General features: G+C 48.6%; 13 protein-coding genes, 1 pseudogene and 1 riboswitch. Of the genes and pseudogenes, 10 read left to right on the plus strand and 4 right to left on the minus strand.

Features of this window, described 5'->3' with window-relative positions; translation table 11 throughout:
• Window positions 1-48: 48 nt before the first annotated feature.
• The 4 genes from ACYVRZ_RS08270 (at window position 49) to ACYVRZ_RS08285 (ending at window position 6,680) form a co-directional block, all read left to right on the plus strand.
• Window positions 49-1,575: a type I restriction-modification system subunit M gene (locus tag ACYVRZ_RS08270; protein WP_461226145.1), complete on the plus strand. Its 1,527-nt coding sequence runs from the start codon at window positions 49-51 to the stop codon at window positions 1,573-1,575.
• Complete coding sequence (locus tag ACYVRZ_RS08275) at window positions 1,565-2,755, plus strand: restriction endonuclease subunit S (RefSeq protein WP_461226146.1); 1,191 nt, start codon at window positions 1,565-1,567, stop codon at window positions 2,753-2,755. Before ACYVRZ_RS08270 ends, ACYVRZ_RS08275 begins: the two co-directional genes overlap by 11 nt.
• Entirely contained in the window at window positions 2,748-5,891 is a 3,144-nt protein-coding gene (locus tag ACYVRZ_RS08280) for a type I restriction endonuclease subunit R (RefSeq protein ID WP_461226147.1), read from the plus strand. Before ACYVRZ_RS08275 ends, ACYVRZ_RS08280 begins: the two co-directional genes overlap by 8 nt.
• Window positions 5,892-5,984: 93 nt before the next feature.
• Entirely contained in the window at window positions 5,985-6,680 is a 696-nt protein-coding gene (locus ACYVRZ_RS08285; RefSeq protein ID WP_461226148.1) for a hypothetical protein, read from the plus strand.
• Here the strand turns inward: ACYVRZ_RS08285 and ACYVRZ_RS08290 are convergent.
• The 4 genes and pseudogenes from ACYVRZ_RS08290 to eno all read right to left on the minus strand — a co-directional run bounded on the left by ACYVRZ_RS08290 (window position 6,677) and on the right by eno (window position 12,909).
• A complete protein-coding gene (locus ACYVRZ_RS08290) occupies window positions 6,677-7,447 on the minus strand; it encodes a hypothetical protein (RefSeq protein WP_461226149.1) in 771 nt (256 codons plus the stop codon). The two genes, ACYVRZ_RS08285 and ACYVRZ_RS08290, sit on opposite strands and share 4 nt — an antisense overlap.
• A 463-nt stretch (window positions 7,448-7,910) precedes the next feature.
• Window positions 7,911-8,885, minus strand: a pseudogene (locus tag ACYVRZ_RS08295) (IS30 family transposase).
• Between the two features lie 389 nt (window positions 8,886-9,274).
• Window positions 9,275-11,548 (minus strand): HAD-IC family P-type ATPase, encoded by a 2,274-nt coding sequence (locus tag ACYVRZ_RS08300; protein WP_461226150.1) that lies wholly within the window; start codon window positions 11,546-11,548, stop codon window positions 9,275-9,277.
• Window positions 11,549-11,622: 74 nt separating this feature from the next.
• Window positions 11,623-12,909, minus strand: a complete 1,287-nt coding sequence (gene eno / locus ACYVRZ_RS08305; RefSeq protein WP_461226151.1) for a phosphopyruvate hydratase — start codon at window positions 12,907-12,909, stop codon at window positions 11,623-11,625.
• Between the two features lie 50 nt (window positions 12,910-12,959).
• Window positions 12,960-13,028, minus strand: a riboswitch (Fluoride riboswitch).
• A gap of 184 nt (window positions 13,029-13,212) precedes the next feature.
• On the opposite strand from eno, the gene ACYVRZ_RS08310 reads away from it, so the two are divergent.
• The 6 genes from ACYVRZ_RS08310 to ACYVRZ_RS08335 all read left to right on the plus strand — a co-directional run bounded on the left by ACYVRZ_RS08310 (window position 13,213) and on the right by ACYVRZ_RS08335 (window position 17,335).
• Window positions 13,213-13,611 carry a fluoride efflux transporter FluC gene (locus ACYVRZ_RS08310; protein ID WP_461226152.1) on the plus strand — a complete coding sequence of 133 codons (399 nt, stop codon included), beginning with the start codon at window positions 13,213-13,215 and terminating at the stop codon, window positions 13,609-13,611.
• Window positions 13,605-13,955: a fluoride efflux transporter FluC gene (locus ACYVRZ_RS08315; protein ID WP_461226153.1), complete on the plus strand. Its 351-nt coding sequence runs from the start codon at window positions 13,605-13,607 to the stop codon at window positions 13,953-13,955. Before ACYVRZ_RS08310 ends, ACYVRZ_RS08315 begins: the two co-directional genes overlap by 7 nt.
• 64 nt (window positions 13,956-14,019) lie before the next feature.
• On the plus strand, window positions 14,020-14,211 hold the full coding sequence (locus ACYVRZ_RS08320) for a DUF6440 family protein (RefSeq protein ID WP_461226237.1): 192 nt from the start codon (window positions 14,020-14,022) through the stop codon (window positions 14,209-14,211).
• A 556-nt stretch (window positions 14,212-14,767) separates the two neighbouring features.
• Complete coding sequence (locus ACYVRZ_RS08325) at window positions 14,768-15,802, plus strand: alpha/beta hydrolase (RefSeq protein WP_461226154.1); 1,035 nt, start codon at window positions 14,768-14,770, stop codon at window positions 15,800-15,802.
• Between the two features lie 206 nt (window positions 15,803-16,008).
• Complete coding sequence (locus ACYVRZ_RS08330) at window positions 16,009-16,461, plus strand: flavodoxin (protein WP_461226155.1); 453 nt, start codon at window positions 16,009-16,011, stop codon at window positions 16,459-16,461.
• 16 nt (window positions 16,462-16,477) lie between these two features.
• Window positions 16,478-17,335: an aldo/keto reductase gene (locus ACYVRZ_RS08335; RefSeq protein ID WP_461226156.1), complete on the plus strand. Its 858-nt coding sequence runs from the start codon at window positions 16,478-16,480 to the stop codon at window positions 17,333-17,335.
• Window positions 17,336-17,353: the final 18 nt, after the last annotated feature.

Consider the following 17,353-nt stretch of genomic DNA (forward strand, 5'->3'; position numbering starts at 1 on the left):
AAATCGAGTAAAATGAAACTAACAAGAACCTACTTGGAGGATAAGCTGATGCCAGCCAAAAGCAATGAACTGAAGATTGAAGATAAACTCTGGGAAGCCTGCGACAAGTTGCGGGGATCGATGGATCAGTCCACTTATCGGAATGTTGTACTAGGACTGATTTTTCTGAAATATGTGTCCGATACATTCGAAGAACGACACGCTGAACTTGAGGCAACTGAATATCCAGAGGATGCGGAAGATCGTGATTTTTACGATGCCGAAAATATCTTCTGGTTGCCTGAGAATGCACGTTGGTCTGTCATTGCTGCGGCTGCCAAAACGCCAGATGTCGGAACCATTATTGATGCGGCTATGACCTCGATTGAAAACGAGAATGACAGCATCAAAGGGGTGTTGCCCAAGAACTATGCTTCTGACGATCTATCTAAGGAACGACTAGGTGAAGTAATTGATCTGTTTACTGATGTGCAGGTTGGGGATGAAGAATCGCGGAAGAACGACGTGCTGGGGCGCGTCTACGAGTTCTTCTTGCGTAAGTTTGCAACCAATGGTGATGGTGAGTTCTATACACCGCGCTCTATTGTCCGAACGCTGGTAGACATGATTCAGCCGTTCAGTGGGAAAATTTATGATCCGTGTTGCGGTTCAGGTGGGATGTTTGTTCAGTCTGAAGAGTTTGTGAGTGAACATCAAGGCGATATCCTTGATCTTTCGGTTTATGGTCAAGAGTGGAATCCAACGACTTGGCGTTTGGCAAAAATGAACTTGGCAATTCATGGTATCGACAATAATCTTGGTCTACGTAATGCTAACACGCTGCTGGATGATCAGCATCGCGGCGAACGGTTTGATTACGCACTGGCAAACCCACCATTTAACGTTAAGAATTGGGGTGCGGATAAGGTTGCAGACGATGCCCGTTGGAAGTGGGGAATGCCAGGAAATAGCAATGCCAACTATGCCTGGATTGAGCATATTCTAAGTAAGCTGGCACCTGATGGTAAAGCGGGAATTGTCCTTGCTAACGGCGCACTATCTACTTCAAGCAAAGATGAACTCGCCATCCGCAAGGCTCTACTTGAGGATAACAAGGTGGATGCAATTGTGGCAATGCCAGACAAGATGTTCTATTCTGTTTCAATTCCTGTCGCGGTTTGGATTTTTGACATGAATCAAGCAAGTGCAGATGAACGTGATCGAACTGGCGAGACGCTCTTTATTGATGCCCGAGAAATGGGTACGATGACTGATCGTACCCACCGTGAGTTCAGCCGAACGGATATTGATAAGATTGCAGACACTTATCATGCTTATACTGGAGCTTCTAATAATGAGTATAAAGATGTTCCGGGATTCTGTAAGGCTGCAAAAGCAGAAGAAATTGTGTCTAATAACTATATTTTAACGCCCGGCCGATATGTCGGTTTGGCGGAAGAAGAGCAAATGAGCGATGAAGACTTTAATGCTGAAATGAGCAAATTACGTAATGAGTTATCAACTCAGTTTGCACAAAGTGATAATCTTCAGCGTCGCATTCTTGGTGCACTGAGAGGAATTGGATATGGAGACTAAAACGGTCACGCTAGATGATCTGGTTGATTTTTACATTGATAATAGAGGTAAGACTGTTCCTACTGTAGATAAATCTAAAGAATACTTACCGCTGATTGCCACCAACTGTATTACAGATGATCATCTCTATCCTCAGTTGCTTAAGACAAGGTCAGTTGATAAAGATACGTATGATACATGGTTCCGATCACATCTACAGCCTGGTGATATTTTATTCGTAAACAAGGGTACTCCGGGCAAGGTAGCCATGGTGCCAGAGCCTGTCAACTTTGTTGCGGCTCAAGACATGGTCGGATTGAGAATAAAGCCTGAGTACGATACAAAATATGTATTTGCATTACTTAAGAGTTCTAAGATACGCAAACGCATTGATGATATGCAGGTTGGAACGCTTATTCCGCACTTTAAAAAAAGCGATTTTTCTAATCTGAAAATTAAAATTATTGTAGACAAAAACTATCAGCGGAAAATCGGCTCATTATACTTTGACATATTTAATAAGCAATATTTTAATCAGCAGATCAATAAGAACTTGTTGAAAGTGGAAACTATGATTTTTGACAATTGGGTTGAAAACACAAAATCTGAAACAATAACCTCATTAGATAAGATTGCTACCTATCAGAATGGTATCGCAATGCAAAAATTTCCACCAGCAGATGATAGCGCCGTCTTACCAGTACTCAAGATTCGAGAGTTGAACCAAGATTGTGTTGATAGCAATTCTGATCTAGTAACTAGTGGGGTGAAGGAAAATGTAAAAGTCTATGATGGTGATTTAATTTTTTCGTGGTCCGGAACCCTCTTAGCCAAACTCTGGACGGGCGGTGATGCTGCCTTAAATCAACATCTGTTTAAGGTCACTTCAACAAGGTACCCAAAATGGTTTTATTATCTTTGGACGCTACGACATCTTCGAGAGTTTCAACATATCGCGGCTGATAAAAAAACTACAATGGGGCATATTAAGCGTAAAGATTTGACGGATGCAAAAGTGATAATTCCAAGTCACGAGGAATTTATGCAATTGGACACTATACTTAGCCCGATTATTCAGCAAATAATAAATAACGGAATTGAGTCTAAATATTTGATGCAACTTCGTGATCTTTTATTACCTAAATTACTTTCTGGTGACATCGATCTATCAAACATCGAAACGGTGATGAATAATGCCTAATACCCAATCATTTACAAATGAGCAAGATGTTGAGCAGGAAGCCATTGATTCATTGGTATCCTTGGGGTATCAGGATTATCGCAGTGAAAGCTATAAAGACCCCAATGATGTCATTGACGTCGAGCGTGACAATGACCATAAACAGGTGATTTTGCACCAGCGTTTACGTGACGCGTTGGAACACAATACACCAGGACTGAAGGATGCTATCTATAAGGAGGCAGTCCGCCAGTTTTATTTGGTGACGGATGGCCCTGACTTGATGGCTAATAACCATCAACTACACAAGCTAATTATTGAGGGTGCGAAGGTTAATGTTTCTGAAGATGGGCAAGACCACACCTATGTGCTTAAACCAATCGATTTCGATAATGTGGATGCCAACGATTTTGTAGTGACTAACCAGTTTACGATGGAGCAAGGCGAGCGTATGCGGCGGCCGGACATTACGATATTTATCAATGGCTTGCCACTTGTGACGTTTGAACTGAAGAACCAGGCCAATGCTAATGTAGGAATTGAAGACGCGTTTAACCAGTTACAGACCTACAAGCAAGATATTTCTGACTACATGGCCTACAACGAAATTCTTGTCATTAGCGACGGGGTGAATGCGCAAACTGGTTCCCTGTCCGCGGGTTTTGACCGCTTCATGCAATGGCGTTCACCTGAACAGCGTGATGACAAACAGTTGGATGTCTATGCAATGGAGACACTAATCAATAACATGATGAAGCGTGATGTTGTATTAGATTTGATTCAAAACTTCATCATCTTTGAGACTGATGGGGCGAAGGCCTTCAAGATTCTCGCCGCTTACCATCAGTACTACATGGTCAACAAGGCTGTCGAAGCTGCGGCTAAAACCCTTAAAAATCCCGATAGCAATCGTATCGGTGTTGTTTGGCACACACAAGGCTCTGGCAAGTCCCTTTCAATGGTATTCTTCTCAGGTATTGTCAGTCGTAAGCTGGGCAATCCGACGATTCTGGTTGTGAATGACCGCAATGATCTTGATGACCAATTAGGGCAGACTTTCGCTGCGGCGCATGATTATCTGCGGCAGACGCCAACTCAGGCAAAATCGCGTACAGAAGTCCGAGACTTATTGGAGCGTAAGGGTGGTGGCATTGTCTTTTCCACTATTCAGAAGTTCGCACCTGAAGAAAACGAAGATAGAATGCCGGTTCTCAATACACGGTCTGACATCATTGTGATCTCTGACGAAGCGCACCGTTCGCAGTATGGGTTGAAGGCGAAATTCACCAAGAATGGGGTGAAGTATGGTTATGCGCAGTACATGCGAGAAGCATTACCTAACGCTTCCTTCATCGGTTTTACTGGTACGCCGATTGACTTCAGTGATAAGTCGACGCGTGGTGTATTTGGTGACTACATCGACGTATACGATATGTCTGCCGCGGTGCGTGACCACGCAACAGTACGTATTTACTACGAGAACCACATCATCCCGCTTGATCTCGATCCACAGGTACAGCATAAGTACGAAATGGTGATGGAAGAAGCGGGGGTCTACAATGCCGGCGAGCAGACCGAAGAACAGAAGCGCCGCGCTGAGTTTACCAAGCTGGAGCGACTGGCTGGTACGAAAGGACGCTTAGAAGTTCTGGCGAAGCACTTTGTAAAGCATTTTGAAGCGCGTCAAGCGCAAGAATTTGGTAAGTCAATTATCGTTGAAATGTCACGTCGAAACGCTGTGAAACTCTACGATGAGATTATCAAGTTGCGTCCAGATTGGCATTCTGATGATTTGATGAAAGGGAAAATCAAGGTCATCATGACCTCCGATGTTGCCTCCGATGGGCCGGAGCTTGCTAAACATCATACGAATGCTGCGGATCGTCGTAAATTGCAACAGCGAATGAAGGACGATCAAGATGAACTTCAAGTAGTCATTGTGGTAGACATGTGGCTGACCGGATTTGATGCGCCAGCAGTCAATACAATGTACATCGACAAGCCAATGCACGGTCACAACCTGATGCAGGCTATCGCCCGTGTCAACCGGGTCTTCAAAGATAAAGATGGTGGTTTAATCGTTGATTACATCGGGATTGCTGACAGTCTAAAAGCAGCGTTGCAACAATACTCTGATTCTGACCAAGAGCAGACTGGAATCAACGTGGACAAGGCCGTCATGTTGATGAAGGAAAAATACGACATCATCACGAACGACTACTTGTATCATGTTGATTACAGTGACTTCACCAGTGATGATCGTAAGAAGAGCCAAAAGGCGTTCCGCACGGCGCTAAACGCTGTCGCAATGTTGCAACCTGATCAGCAGCGCAAGTTTGCCGATACCGTTGTTCAACTTCAGAAAGCACACGCGTTGGTCGTTACGATGAATCAAGCAGTTGCCATTGCCGGTGAGGTAGGATTCTTTGTTGCGGTTAAGAACGCGTTGATTAAGCTGATGCAAACCGCTAGTGATTCGCGGCGCAAGATTGGCAACAGTCAGTTAAACCTGAAGCTCGATCAACTGGTCAATCAGTCTGTTTTGGCAGAGAAGCCTATTGATTTGTACGAAGAGCTAGGATTAGAGCGACCAGAGCTAAGTTTACTATCTGAAGATTTTCTGGATAGCGTTGGGCAGATGCCCGAGAAGAGTTTAGCGATGAAGCTGCTTGAACGGTTACTCAAAGGTAAAATCAAAGCGATGACCAAGGTAAACTTAGTTCAGTCGCGTAAGTTCGGCGATATGTTGGAGGCGTCATTAGACGCGTACAACCAGCGTGGCGTGACTACCGAATTAGTGATTCGCAAGCTCATTGAACTTGCCAAGACCATGCAAGCAGCAGAGACTAATGGACAAGATCTTGGGCTGTCCATTGAAGAAAAAGCGTTCTATGACGCACTGGCCGATGAAAAACGTGCGGCTGAGGAACTCGGTGCTGATAAGCTACAAGAGATTGCCAAGGCTCTAGTTAAAGAAGTGCGCGATTCTGCGCAGCGGACCGACTGGGTACAGCGCGAGTCTGCTCGAGCAAGCATGCGAATTGCTGTTAAGAGATTGTTGCGCAAATATGGGTATCCACCTGATTTTACAAAGTCTGCGGTGGAGATTGTTGTGGAGCAGGCTGAGAAGATGGCGTTCAACGAAACTAGTTTATAGCAACTAACGATTCTACGGGTAGCTAGTTGTGTGATAACGAACGAAAATTACTAGTGCCTAGAACTACCATAGAACACATTGGAGGAAAATAAAATGCCAGCAACTTCTATTTCATTTCGTCGGGTAACACAGTTTGTAATTCCCGAGGGATTGGTGCAAATAACTAAAGCAAATGTACCTCTCGGGTCAGTAAGGCGAGATACGCATACACTAACGGTAGGACGTGTAGTCTTTCAAAAGTATAGGTGCCAGTATACCAAGGATATTGTTGATGAGATTACAGTCTATGATACAAATATTGAAGACTATGTTGAGTACGACCAATACAAGAAATCGTTTGATTTTAATATCTTTTATTCCGGTCAACAGCAAATACTGTTTTCGGATGCGACAACGCCAATAACTAAAAAATTTCTCAAACAGTTAGCTGCGGAAGATAATGTTGAGTTGGATTATCAGACTATCCATCTAGACATGGAAAGTATATCCGGCAGAATGCCGCAGACGAAGGGAATTCGTTTTTCAACTGTTGATGAGGGCGTGACACGTAAAAACTTTTCCGGGGATGAGGTTGACGTGAACGAAGAGGCCGTTGATGCGTTACAAAATGATACAGCGATTCAGATAATAGGAACGCTAGACATTGGTGGCCGTGGCAGAACAGTCATGATATCACAGGCCGGTACATTAGTGTCATTTACATCATTGGTTGACATGGATGATAGAGAGTATCCAATGCTAGAGTTTTCTCTTGAGGTACTTCAAGAGATTGGCGTTCTCACTGTTTAGAGAATTTTTGAGAGTGGCACATAGTTTTTGATCAATTTGTCGATGTCTTGCCGCTGTCCAGAAGACGCATATATCTTATGTTGTGACGTAGTTACCGTGAGCGGACCATCTGTGAACTTAAGGGTAAAATTTTGAACTTCAGCTTTTCCAAGTCGTCTGACTGTTAGGCGATAGAATGGGTTGAAGTTTTTTGTGTTGGTCTTAATTGTCACATCGTATCGTGGCTTTGACTTGGAAGATCTGGCAAAGTTATCGAATAAAGATTCTTGTAGTTGGCAGAATTCTTTCCATGTTTTTTTAACATCTCTGTACGAAACCTGATAGTGAACTTTCAAAATGAGAACTGTTAATTCTTCCTGATTTTGTACAGACAAATCGAGTTCATACGATAATCCGGTTTCTGTGATGACATTGTATTGGATAAGCTCCTCAGAGTATTTTTGCTGCCTTTTGGTGTTTACTCGTTGTCGGAGAAATTTCAACGATTCGTCTAAATCATTTTTAACATGTTCTGCTAAAACTGTATTTTCAACGGCGTATTGAAATTTTGGAGTGAAGGACACCGTTTTTGCCGAAAAGTATGATCGTATTTTGTTGGCCAGAATATAAATCCAGTCAACCTCACTATAAAGCGCAGCAAAAACTGGAATCAAACTCGCTAAGGGCAACAAGTTCATAACTCCAGAATTTAAAAAAGCATTTGCAATGCTCCAGAACGTCCAGATGACGGAGACGAGGATGAGTAAAACCTTTAAAAATTTTGACATCAAGTCTGCACCTTCTCATATGTATGTTTTTCGGCGTTTCCAAGGACTCACGCAATCAATTATACTCCCTTGATTTTTGAATGTCTTTCATAGGTCACTCAGGCAACACTTGTCTTGAATGTAAGAATTATGGACTGCGCACCATGGCTAAATGAATCTATTGGCACTTTTTGTTAAGATTCTTTATGGTGAACTTTTACATATTGGTTGGTGTGAGCATTGAACTTGGACAACATTAAGAACTTGTTACAGTTCAACTTTCAGTTTCAAAATACGTCCTACAAATCGTCTGTATATGGTGAGAGCGAAAGTTCTCACAGACCTTCCGGAAGGGTCTTGCAATGCATCGCCGCCGTGCGCGGCGTGCAGCGCGAAAGCCGCTAGCGCGAGCGGCGGTCGGCGTTAGCCGGCCGCCACAAGCCCCCGGTCTCTAATAGGGGGGCAAATATTAGAGGACGATTTGTCAAATCAAGTGCAACTTTTTGCTTTGGTAGACCTCAGAGGGCGTCTTCCATCCTAAGACCTTGCGTGGTCGGTTATTCAGTTGTTCGACGAACGCTGCTATGTCATGTCGGTTTGGAGATCCAAGTCGGTACTCTTGAGGAAATACTCCCGAATCAGCCCGTTTGTATTCTCGTTGGTGCCTCGCTGATGTGGCGCGTGGGGATCCGGGAAGAATACCTTAGTGCCTAGCGCTTCGGCCAGTTCGGGATACCGAGCGAATTCACTTCCCCGGTCTGGCGTGACGGTGAGGACACGTTTGCCGGGTTGGCATCCTAAGAGCCGGACCATTGCATCTTTGACGTTGTCTGCGGTAACCTTCCACACGCGCATTGAAAGCAGGAAGCGTGACTTTCGGTCCACCAGCCTGACCAAGACCGATCGCGCGGTCTTACCACGAACCGTATCACCTTCCCAATGGCCGAACCGGCTACGGTTTTCGGCTGAAATGGGGCGCTCAGCGACCGCGCCGTTCATTGATTGTCTACTTGACCTTGCGCGTCTTACCGCGGTGTCGCAGTTGACGAGGCAGTCCACGAGGGCCGTGGCTCTTGCGTGGAACACCCAGGTTATCGCGATAAATCCCGCGGTAGATGGTCGCGTAGCTGATCTGCATCGCGCTATGTTCATGGCGCAAGCGGCCGGAAATTTGTTCGGGAGACCAATGACGATTGGTGATGCCGTCAATTACGAGCCCGCAAACGTCGTCATCCTCAAGAATGCGATGACGACGGGACTTCTCGCGAGCGGCCTGGTAGCGATTCTGGGCATCCGAGACGGAGTAGTGCCGCCAGCCACCATTGCGGGAAATTTCTCGGCTCACGGAGCTCTTAGAACGGCCAAGCGACTTGGCAATTGCGGCCTGAGTGAGACCATTATTGAGGCCAAGTAGTATCGCTTCGCGTTCTTTTAGGTTAAGATGTGTGTACGGGCTCATAGCCGAGTTCTCCTTGTATCTGGTGTTGTGGTGATTCCATTTTACAAGGACTCAGGCGATGAGTCTTTTCTATTTGACTAATCTGTTGCACTTACATTGTAAGCTCGTTGCATCTCTGAGGTGCTTTCGGTAAATGTTGCTTCGCTCGTTGCGAAGTACACGTTGCATATATCGGACAAACATTTTTGACACTTCACGCTCACTACTCATGAAGACAGCCTCCCTAGATTTGCAGAAAAGTAGTTACACTTATACAGACCGAATTTGAGCGTGGCGGTGAAACCAAAACGTGAAATTAGGTAACCAAAATCGTAGGAAAGCAAAAAAACCATCAGCCAATACACATTGGCCAATGGGTTCAAAAGCGGTGTGGATCTGGTGCAGGTTCGCTAGATGTGTGCCGCAAATCGAATCGCTGTCAGCACAATGCCCGTTAATAAGGTGATTACGATTGCTAAGCCGATCAAGGCCGGGCTGATTGCGGCGATCCCCCAGCCGGTCAGTGCTAGAACTAGGGTCAATATACAGTTGCCACCGATCGCTACTGCCACGGCGCGACTGGGTCTGCTAGCCCAGAACGGCTTTTGGGTGCGGGTCATCAGGATCGTCAGCATCGCGCTAAAAATCAGATAGACGTAAAGGCCGGTGCTGACTTGTCCAGACGTTAGACCAAGCCGTTGCAACCAAGTCAGCCAACCGTAGCCGACCGCTGACCAGCCTATGGCCAAGATGCCAGCAATCTTGCTAAGTTTGGCCAGGTTCCAGCTTTCTGGCTGGTGGGTGATTGTCGTGCGGTCAGTGCCGAGCACAAGGGTCACACAATCATTCAGGATCGCGACCAGGATCATTGCGTTTAAGGTCAGCGGAATGAAGTGGAGAATCAGATAACCTAATGTCAGCAGGAGTGTCAGCTCCGCTGTGCGTGAAAGCTTGGTGATCGTCCAGGTCATCATGCGTTGATAGACGCGGTGGCCGGCATCTAGGATCTCGATGATCGGGGTCAGGCCGTCTGCTAGCAAAACCATGCGCGCCGAGCGCTTGGCGAGGTCAACGGCACTGTCAACGGCGATACCAACGTCGGCTTGTTTCAAGGCTGGTGCGTCGTTGACCCCGTCGCCGGTCATACCGACCACATAGCCTTCACCTTGTAGACGCTTGGCCATCGCCAATTTGTCTTCTGGGGTCACGTCGGCGATGCCTGCGAGGTCTGCAATTTTGGTCCCGACATTAACCTCGGTGTACGAGCGCACCTCACCGTTTAGCCCAACTGCTTGGGCAATCGCGGCGGCAGTTTTTTGGTTATCGCCAGTCAGCATGATCACTTTGACGCCGCGTGCCTGCAGGGCCTTGATGGCAGTTGCGGAATCTGCCCGAGGTTGGTCTTGAAGGACGAACAAGCCGATTAGTTGTGAATCAACGACCACGGCTGCCGTACGGCCTTCGGCGAAGTTGACCGCCGTTAGGTCTGGGTGGTTGGTGGCCAGCGTCGCCAATTTTTTCAGTGCCCCGAGTTTCACGTTGACTGTGGCGCTGTCGGTGACCACAGTGGCTTGGGAGTAGCCGATACCGGAGGTGAACGGCGTGAATTCATGCCGAGGCCAGGCCTTAATGTTGTGTGCTTGAGCATAGTTGAATAGCGCCGCGTCGATCACGCTGGCATTGCGCGCATCCGCTGCACTGATTGCGAGTTGGGTCACATCGGCGTCTGGGAGCGTTGACCAGTTGTAGAAGGCGACCACAGCGGGTTTGTTGGTAGTGATCGTGCCGGTTTTATCCACGAGTAGCACATTCATATTGGCGGCTTCCTGAATCCCGGTGAGGTCGGAAACTAAGACGTGCTTGGTGCTCAAGACCTTGGCTTCGACCGAGTTGGCAACGGCAAAACTCGATGGCATGGCGATTGGGATCGTTGCGATGAACAGCATTGCCAGAAACGGTAGCATGGCGACCAAATCTTCATGGCGGACAACGGCCACGATGATCAATACCACGGCCAACACCGCATCGAGTGCTGCTAGATAGCCGATGATTTGGCCCAAGAGCTTCTGCAAATGGCCCGGCGCCGAGCTTTGGTTGATCAGGCTGATCGTTTTGCCGCTGCGGCTATTAGCACCGGTGGCGGTGACGATCGCTAAGGCATTGCCGGAGAGGACTTCGGTGCCGGCATAGGCCGTATCGCCAGGGGTGCGGTTGACGGCCTTGGCTTCGCCCGTGATACTGCTTTCGTTGATTTCCAGCGAGTCCGTCAGCAGACGCACGTCGGCGGGGATAATGTCTCCTTGGCGTAGGCTGATGAGGTCATCAACGACTAAGTGCTTGGCTGACACCTGTTTCCACTTGCCATCGCGACTGACCGCGGTGGTCGGCGATAAGTCATGTGATAGGCTGCGTAAGACCGTGTTGGCGCGGCGAGATTGAATCGCGCCATTGACCGCGGCAAAGAGCAACATTAGCACGATGAACCCGGCTTGGATGCTTTTGCCTAACACAATTTCAATGATCAGCGCCGCTTCGAGTATCCACGCGCTAGGCTCCCACAGGCGAGTGATAATGGCTGTGGCTAAGTTGAAGGGGGGTTCGGCCACTTCGTTGAAGCCATCACGGGCCAGTCGCCGGTCAGCTTCGGCTTGGGCGAGGCCGTTTAGATTGTTTTTTTCGGTCATAGTAGACACCAGCTTTCTGCAAGATACCAAACGGCCGCGCCCAGATTCGTGCTCGGACGTTTGGTCAATGCTGATCAGTCGAAGTCGACTGAATCAGGGAAGTGGGCTAAGCGCGTGCCGTCAGCGCCGAGTTCTTCTTCGATCCGCAACAGTTGGTTGTATTTCTCCACCCGCTCGGAACGGGCCGGGGCGCCGGACTTGAGCTGCGCAGCGTTCGTGGCGACGGTAAAGTCAGCGACAAAGGTGTCGCCGGTTTCACCAGAACGGTGAGACATCATGGTGGTGTAGCCGTTCTTGCGTGCTAAGCGAATCGCTTCCAGCGTTTCGGTGACCGTGCCAATCTGGTTAAGCTTGATCAAGATACTGTTGGCCATGCCTTGTTTGATGGCGTCTTTGATCAAGGCAGGGTTGGTGCAGACCGGATCGTCTGCGACCAGTTGCACGCGGTCGCCGTACCTCTTGGTGAAGTCAGCGAAGTGGCCCCAGTCCTCTTCCCCATAAGGATCTTCGATGGAGATGATCTCTGGGAACTTGTCCAGCAGGTGAATGTAGTATTCGCCTAATTCGGCAGGCGTGTAGGTTTTGCCTTCATAGTCGTAGTTCTTGGTGTCGCGGTTGTAGAAGTATGATGCCGCCGCGTCAAAGGCGATGGCGATTTCCTTGCCAGGCGTGTAGCCTGCCTTGATGATGGCGTCGTGCAGCATCTGCAAGGCGTCTTCGGAGTTCTTGAGGTCGGGCGCAAAGCCCCCTTCATCGCCGAGGCCCGTGGTGTAGCCGGCTTCTTCGATCACCTTCTTCAAGGTGTGGTAAGTGTTGGCGATTTTCTCGAAGCCATCACGGAAGCTGGAACGATCGACTGGGGTGATCATGAATTCCTGAATATCGATGCCGTTGTCGGCGTGCTCACCACCGTTGATCACGTTGTGGAACGTTTGGGGCAGCTCCAAGTCGGTGCCGCCGAGGTAGCGATACAGCGGTGTGTGGGAGGCGTTGGCTGCTGCACGGGCAGTGGCCATCGACACCCCTAAGATTGCGTTAGCCCCTAGGCGTGCCTTGTTAGGTGTGCCGTCTAAGTCGATCATCAGCTGGTCGATGTGGGCTTGGTTGAAGGGGTCGGCACCGTGCAAAGCCTTGTCGATCTCGGTATTGACGTTGGCCACGGCCTTTGAGACGCCTTTGCCTTGGAGCCGGTCGCCGCCGTCGCGCAACTCGACGGCTTCTTTTTCGCCGGTCGATGCACCAGATGGCACCTCCGCGCGGCCGAGCGTCCCGTCCGACAGGATAACATCGGCCTCAACAGTTGGGTTGCCGCGGGAGTCGAAGATCTCGCGCGCCTTCACAGTTTCAATCACTACTGACATAATTGTGCTCCTTCCGGTAAAAAAAGATGGCGTCTACTGCACGCAAAATCTGTGCAGTAGACGTCATCAAATTGATTTACCAATTAGTTTTAGTGGCGAACGTCATCGCCGATTAACTTTTAACACCCAAAGCATACTCCCTTACGAAATTTTGCGCAAGCCAGCCGACAAATTTTCGTGCAAAAGGCGGACTTGTCTTACAGCTGTACGTTTTGCTATAATGCTAGGCGTTATATTAAATTTTAATGAGTGTAACCGCGCGGCTGCCTGAATCTTGGCAGCCGCGTTTTAGGGGGAAGTTCAATGCAGCGATTGCGATACCAAGATATTTTAGCGGTATTCATCGGCGGCTGCTTCGGTGGGGTCGCCCGTTGGGGAATCGGCTTGTGGCTCAATGATACCGATACGATGCTCGGCACCACGGCGGTGAATCTGGTGGGCAGCATCGTGCTGGCGTTTGTCACTTATGGCCTAGCGGTGTACATCGACTTGCCGAGCTGGCTGATCCTGGCGTTAGGGACTGGTTTTGTCGGCGCGTTCACGACGTTTTCGACGATGGTGCTGAACCTCTACAAACACATCGGCCAATCGCCGGTGTATGCGATCGGGATTTTCTTGCTTGAGCTGTTTGTTGGTTTAGGCGCGGCGTTTGGCGGGTATTTATGCGCCGAAGCGTGGGGAAGGCGGCGACAGACATGGTGATGTTAGTGGCCTTGGGCGCGGGGGTCGGCGCCGTGATGCGATACGTGCTGACGCAGCTAGGCAAGAACTGGTGGCCTGGGGTGCCGCTGGCGACGCTTGTGATCAATGCTAGTGGTGCCTTCTTAGCGGGATTTTTGGCGATGTGCGCACTGCCGCAAGCGTGGTCACTGCTACTTTTGACCGGTGTGTGTGGTGGGTACACGACTTTTTCAACATTCATGACTGACGCGTTTATCTTATTGCGCAACCGGCGTTACCGTGCGTTTGCTTGGTATTATTTTGGCACGACGGGAGCCGGGATCGTCACCTTGACCATCGGTGCGTGGTTGGGTAGCCTACTGTAAGATAAGGCTTGCGTTTAGTCGACGAAGCTAGGACAATACACCGTATCTGATAAGGAGGCGCGTTCTGACCAAGAGTGAGAAGCGATTTGTTGTCGTCGAGAAACCGGCAATGGTAGGCGCACACATGACCGATGTTTTGGTCGATTGCCAGACACGCGTCCAGTATCTCAGTGTGTCGATCGGTTCAGGCGGTGGTCTGACGGTGCTGGTCGACGCAGAGGGCAAGCCGCTGCTGTATGATGGGGACTTGGATTAGCGAGTAAATAATTGAATGGGAATAGAAAGTGCATTAAAATCGAACACTAAAATGCTGATTTAGCGGCATTTTAGGAAGATACAAAGGATCCGATTGTAGGGGAAATTGTTACGCTCCCCGCCAGAATCCCCGCCAAGTTTGGGCCGATTTGAAGGGCTGAGCTGGCGGGGATTTTTTAGTTGCGGTTAACACTTCAATTTGATACAAAAATAAAAACCACCGGTATCAGTCGATGGCTTAAGCACGTGGTCGTACGCCGAAGTGGCGTTATCCACAATGCTTGGGCAATTATTTCAAAATTTCTGGGATTCAGTTAACGGATTGCGGCTGGATTAAGTGCCGCAAATAGCTCCGGCTCCCACATACTTCATCATAAACTGTGGTGCGTACCCCACGACAACCTAAAAAAATTGAAAACGATTCAGAGGCCGACTTGAATTTTTAGTCGGAATGATTTTTCCATGAGTTTCAAATTTTTACTTGCCTTGGTCTGAACACCAAGGTTTATCGTAGTCATTGTTGAGAAGCAAAGTCAAAATTTAAGGGAGAGAGCGACATGTCAAAGATGGTACTAAACGATGTCGATGTTTCCACAATCACCAGGGTGCCTGGTAACGATAACCAATGGGGGCTGGTTTACGCAGATCCGATCACTGAAAACGTTGAGGGTGAAGTGAATATTCACCCAATCAGCTACGAACTCAACGGCTTGAAAATCGCTGCCAACGTGTACACACCTGCTGGTTACGATCCTAAGGGTTCCTATCCCGCCTTGACTGTTGCCCACCCTAACGGCGGTTGCAAGGAGCAAGTTGCCGGCTTATTCGCTCAAAAGCTAGCCGAGAACGGCTACATTGCCATCGCGGCTGATGCAAGTTATCAAGGTGCTTCTGAAGGCCTCCCGCGTATGACTGATAAGCCTGAATACCGAGTTGAAGACATTCACGGTATGGCCGACGCCTTGTCTATGTTTCCAGGCGTTGACTACGATCGCATGGGTGCGTTCGGTATCTGTGGTGGTGGTGGGTACACCTTGCGCGCCGGCCAAACCGACAAGCGCTTCAAGGTGGTCGCAACCCTTTCTGCTTTTAACTCCGGGCTTGTTCGTCGCAACGGCTTCATGGATTCTGAAGCTAACACGATCCAGGCTCGCTTGCAAAAGGCTTCTGAAGCACGCGAGAAGATGGTTCGTGGTGAAGAAACTGAATACACCCCAGACCTGAAGGAAATAGCACCACAAGATGCGGTTAAGCTCCCGTACGCCTTGTATCGTGATGGCTATACGTACTATGCACAGACCCACGCGCATCCAAATTCAAGCTTCATCTACACCCAAGCATCCTTTCTTTCCCTATTCACCTTCGACGCGTCCGTGAACATGGACTTGATCAACGTGCCATTGCTCATGATGGCCGGCAAAGATGCCGACACCTTCTACTTGACTGAGAAGTGCTACGCCAACGCTACCGGCACTCAAGACAAGGAATTGTTCTTGATGGATGGCGTGCAACACATTGAGACTTACTGGAAGCCAGAATATGTGAAGCAAGAGGTTGCGAAGTTGCTTGAGTTCTTAAGCACGCGCCTCTAATCCCAAAAGCAATTTGCACCGAATGGGTGAACGCATCTAAGCGGCATGGATTTGCTAGCCGACCAAGACGTTTTTGAGTTGCTCGTGCGACCAACTGCTCAATCAAAAATCTATTTGAGTATTTTCAAAAAAGTCTTGCCTTAGTGTGAACACCAAGGTTTAGACTAAAGTCATTCAGTTGAAACAAGTCCGAACGGAGGAAAACCATGAAAATCGTATACTTTTCTCAAACCGGAACTACTCGTGCCGCTGCCCAAACCATAGCGAAGTTGACTGGGGCCGAGCTTGTCGAATTGAAACCGGCCAAGGCTTACCCGGCTGATTACCAAACGCTGACCATCGTATCCAAGCGAGAAATTGATGATGATATCGAACCGGAACTGGCGCCAATGAAGGTTGATTTTGCAAAAGACGATACGGTTTTTGTAGGCTTTCCGATGTGGTATCACCAAGCGCCGATGATCATTGCGAGCCTGTTTTCGACCTTCGACTTTTCCGGCAAGAAGATTGTGCCGTTTGTAACCAGTATGAGCTCGGACATTGCCGAAGCGATGCCCTTCATGAAAGGCTTAGCGGGCAACGCTTTACAAGCTGGGCTCACCGCCAACTCCACCAACGCAATTCGCAACTATTTATCCCAATACAGCTACATCAAATAATCGGAGGAAGTAAATCATGCAAACTAAAGTGAAACTGAACAACGGCATCGAGATGCCCCAAATCGGCTTTGGCGTGTTTCAAATCGCCGATCCCGCCATCGCGGAACAAGCCGTCGTTGATGCAATCCAATCCGGCTATCGTCTGATCGACACTGCCGCATCATATGGCAACGAAGAAGCCGTTGGGCGCGGCATCGCGCGCTCAGGCGTGGCGCGTGAAGACCTCTTTATCACCACAAAGCTTTGGGTGTCAGACGCCGGCCACGACGCGACCAAGAAAGCCGTTGAGACGTCCTTACGCAAACTGGGCCTGGATTATCTCGATTTGTACTTGATCCATCAGCCTTATGGTGACGTTTATGGTTCTTGGCGCGCAATGGAAGATCTTAACAAGGAGGGCAAGTTACGTGCAATCGGAGTATCGAACTTTGATACGGACCGTTTGATTGACTTATCCATAAACAACCAAATCACGCCTGCCGTCAACCAAATTGAGATCAATCCGTGGAACCAGCAAGCCGATGCCGTTGAGTTCGCACGGGCCCATGGCGTGCAGCCAGAAGCTTGGGCACCATTCGCAGAAGGCAAGCACGAAATTTTCAAAAATCCGGAAATTGCGAAGATCGGCAGTAATTATGGCAAGTCCAACGGCCAAGTCATTTTGCGGTGGTTATTGCAACGCGGCATCGTCGTGATCCCGAAGTCCACGCACAAAGAACGCATGGTTGAGAACCTCGATGTTTTTGACTTTGAGCTGACGGCAGAAGAAATGCAGCTGATTACGAAGTTGGACAAGAAGGAGAGCCAATTCTTCGACCACCGCGATCCCGCTGCGGTTGAACGGATACTTAACTTGGCCCGCGACGTCAAATAAATAATGGGGGAATCTCTG

This window comes from Lacticaseibacillus suihuaensis (assembly GCF_054785075.1).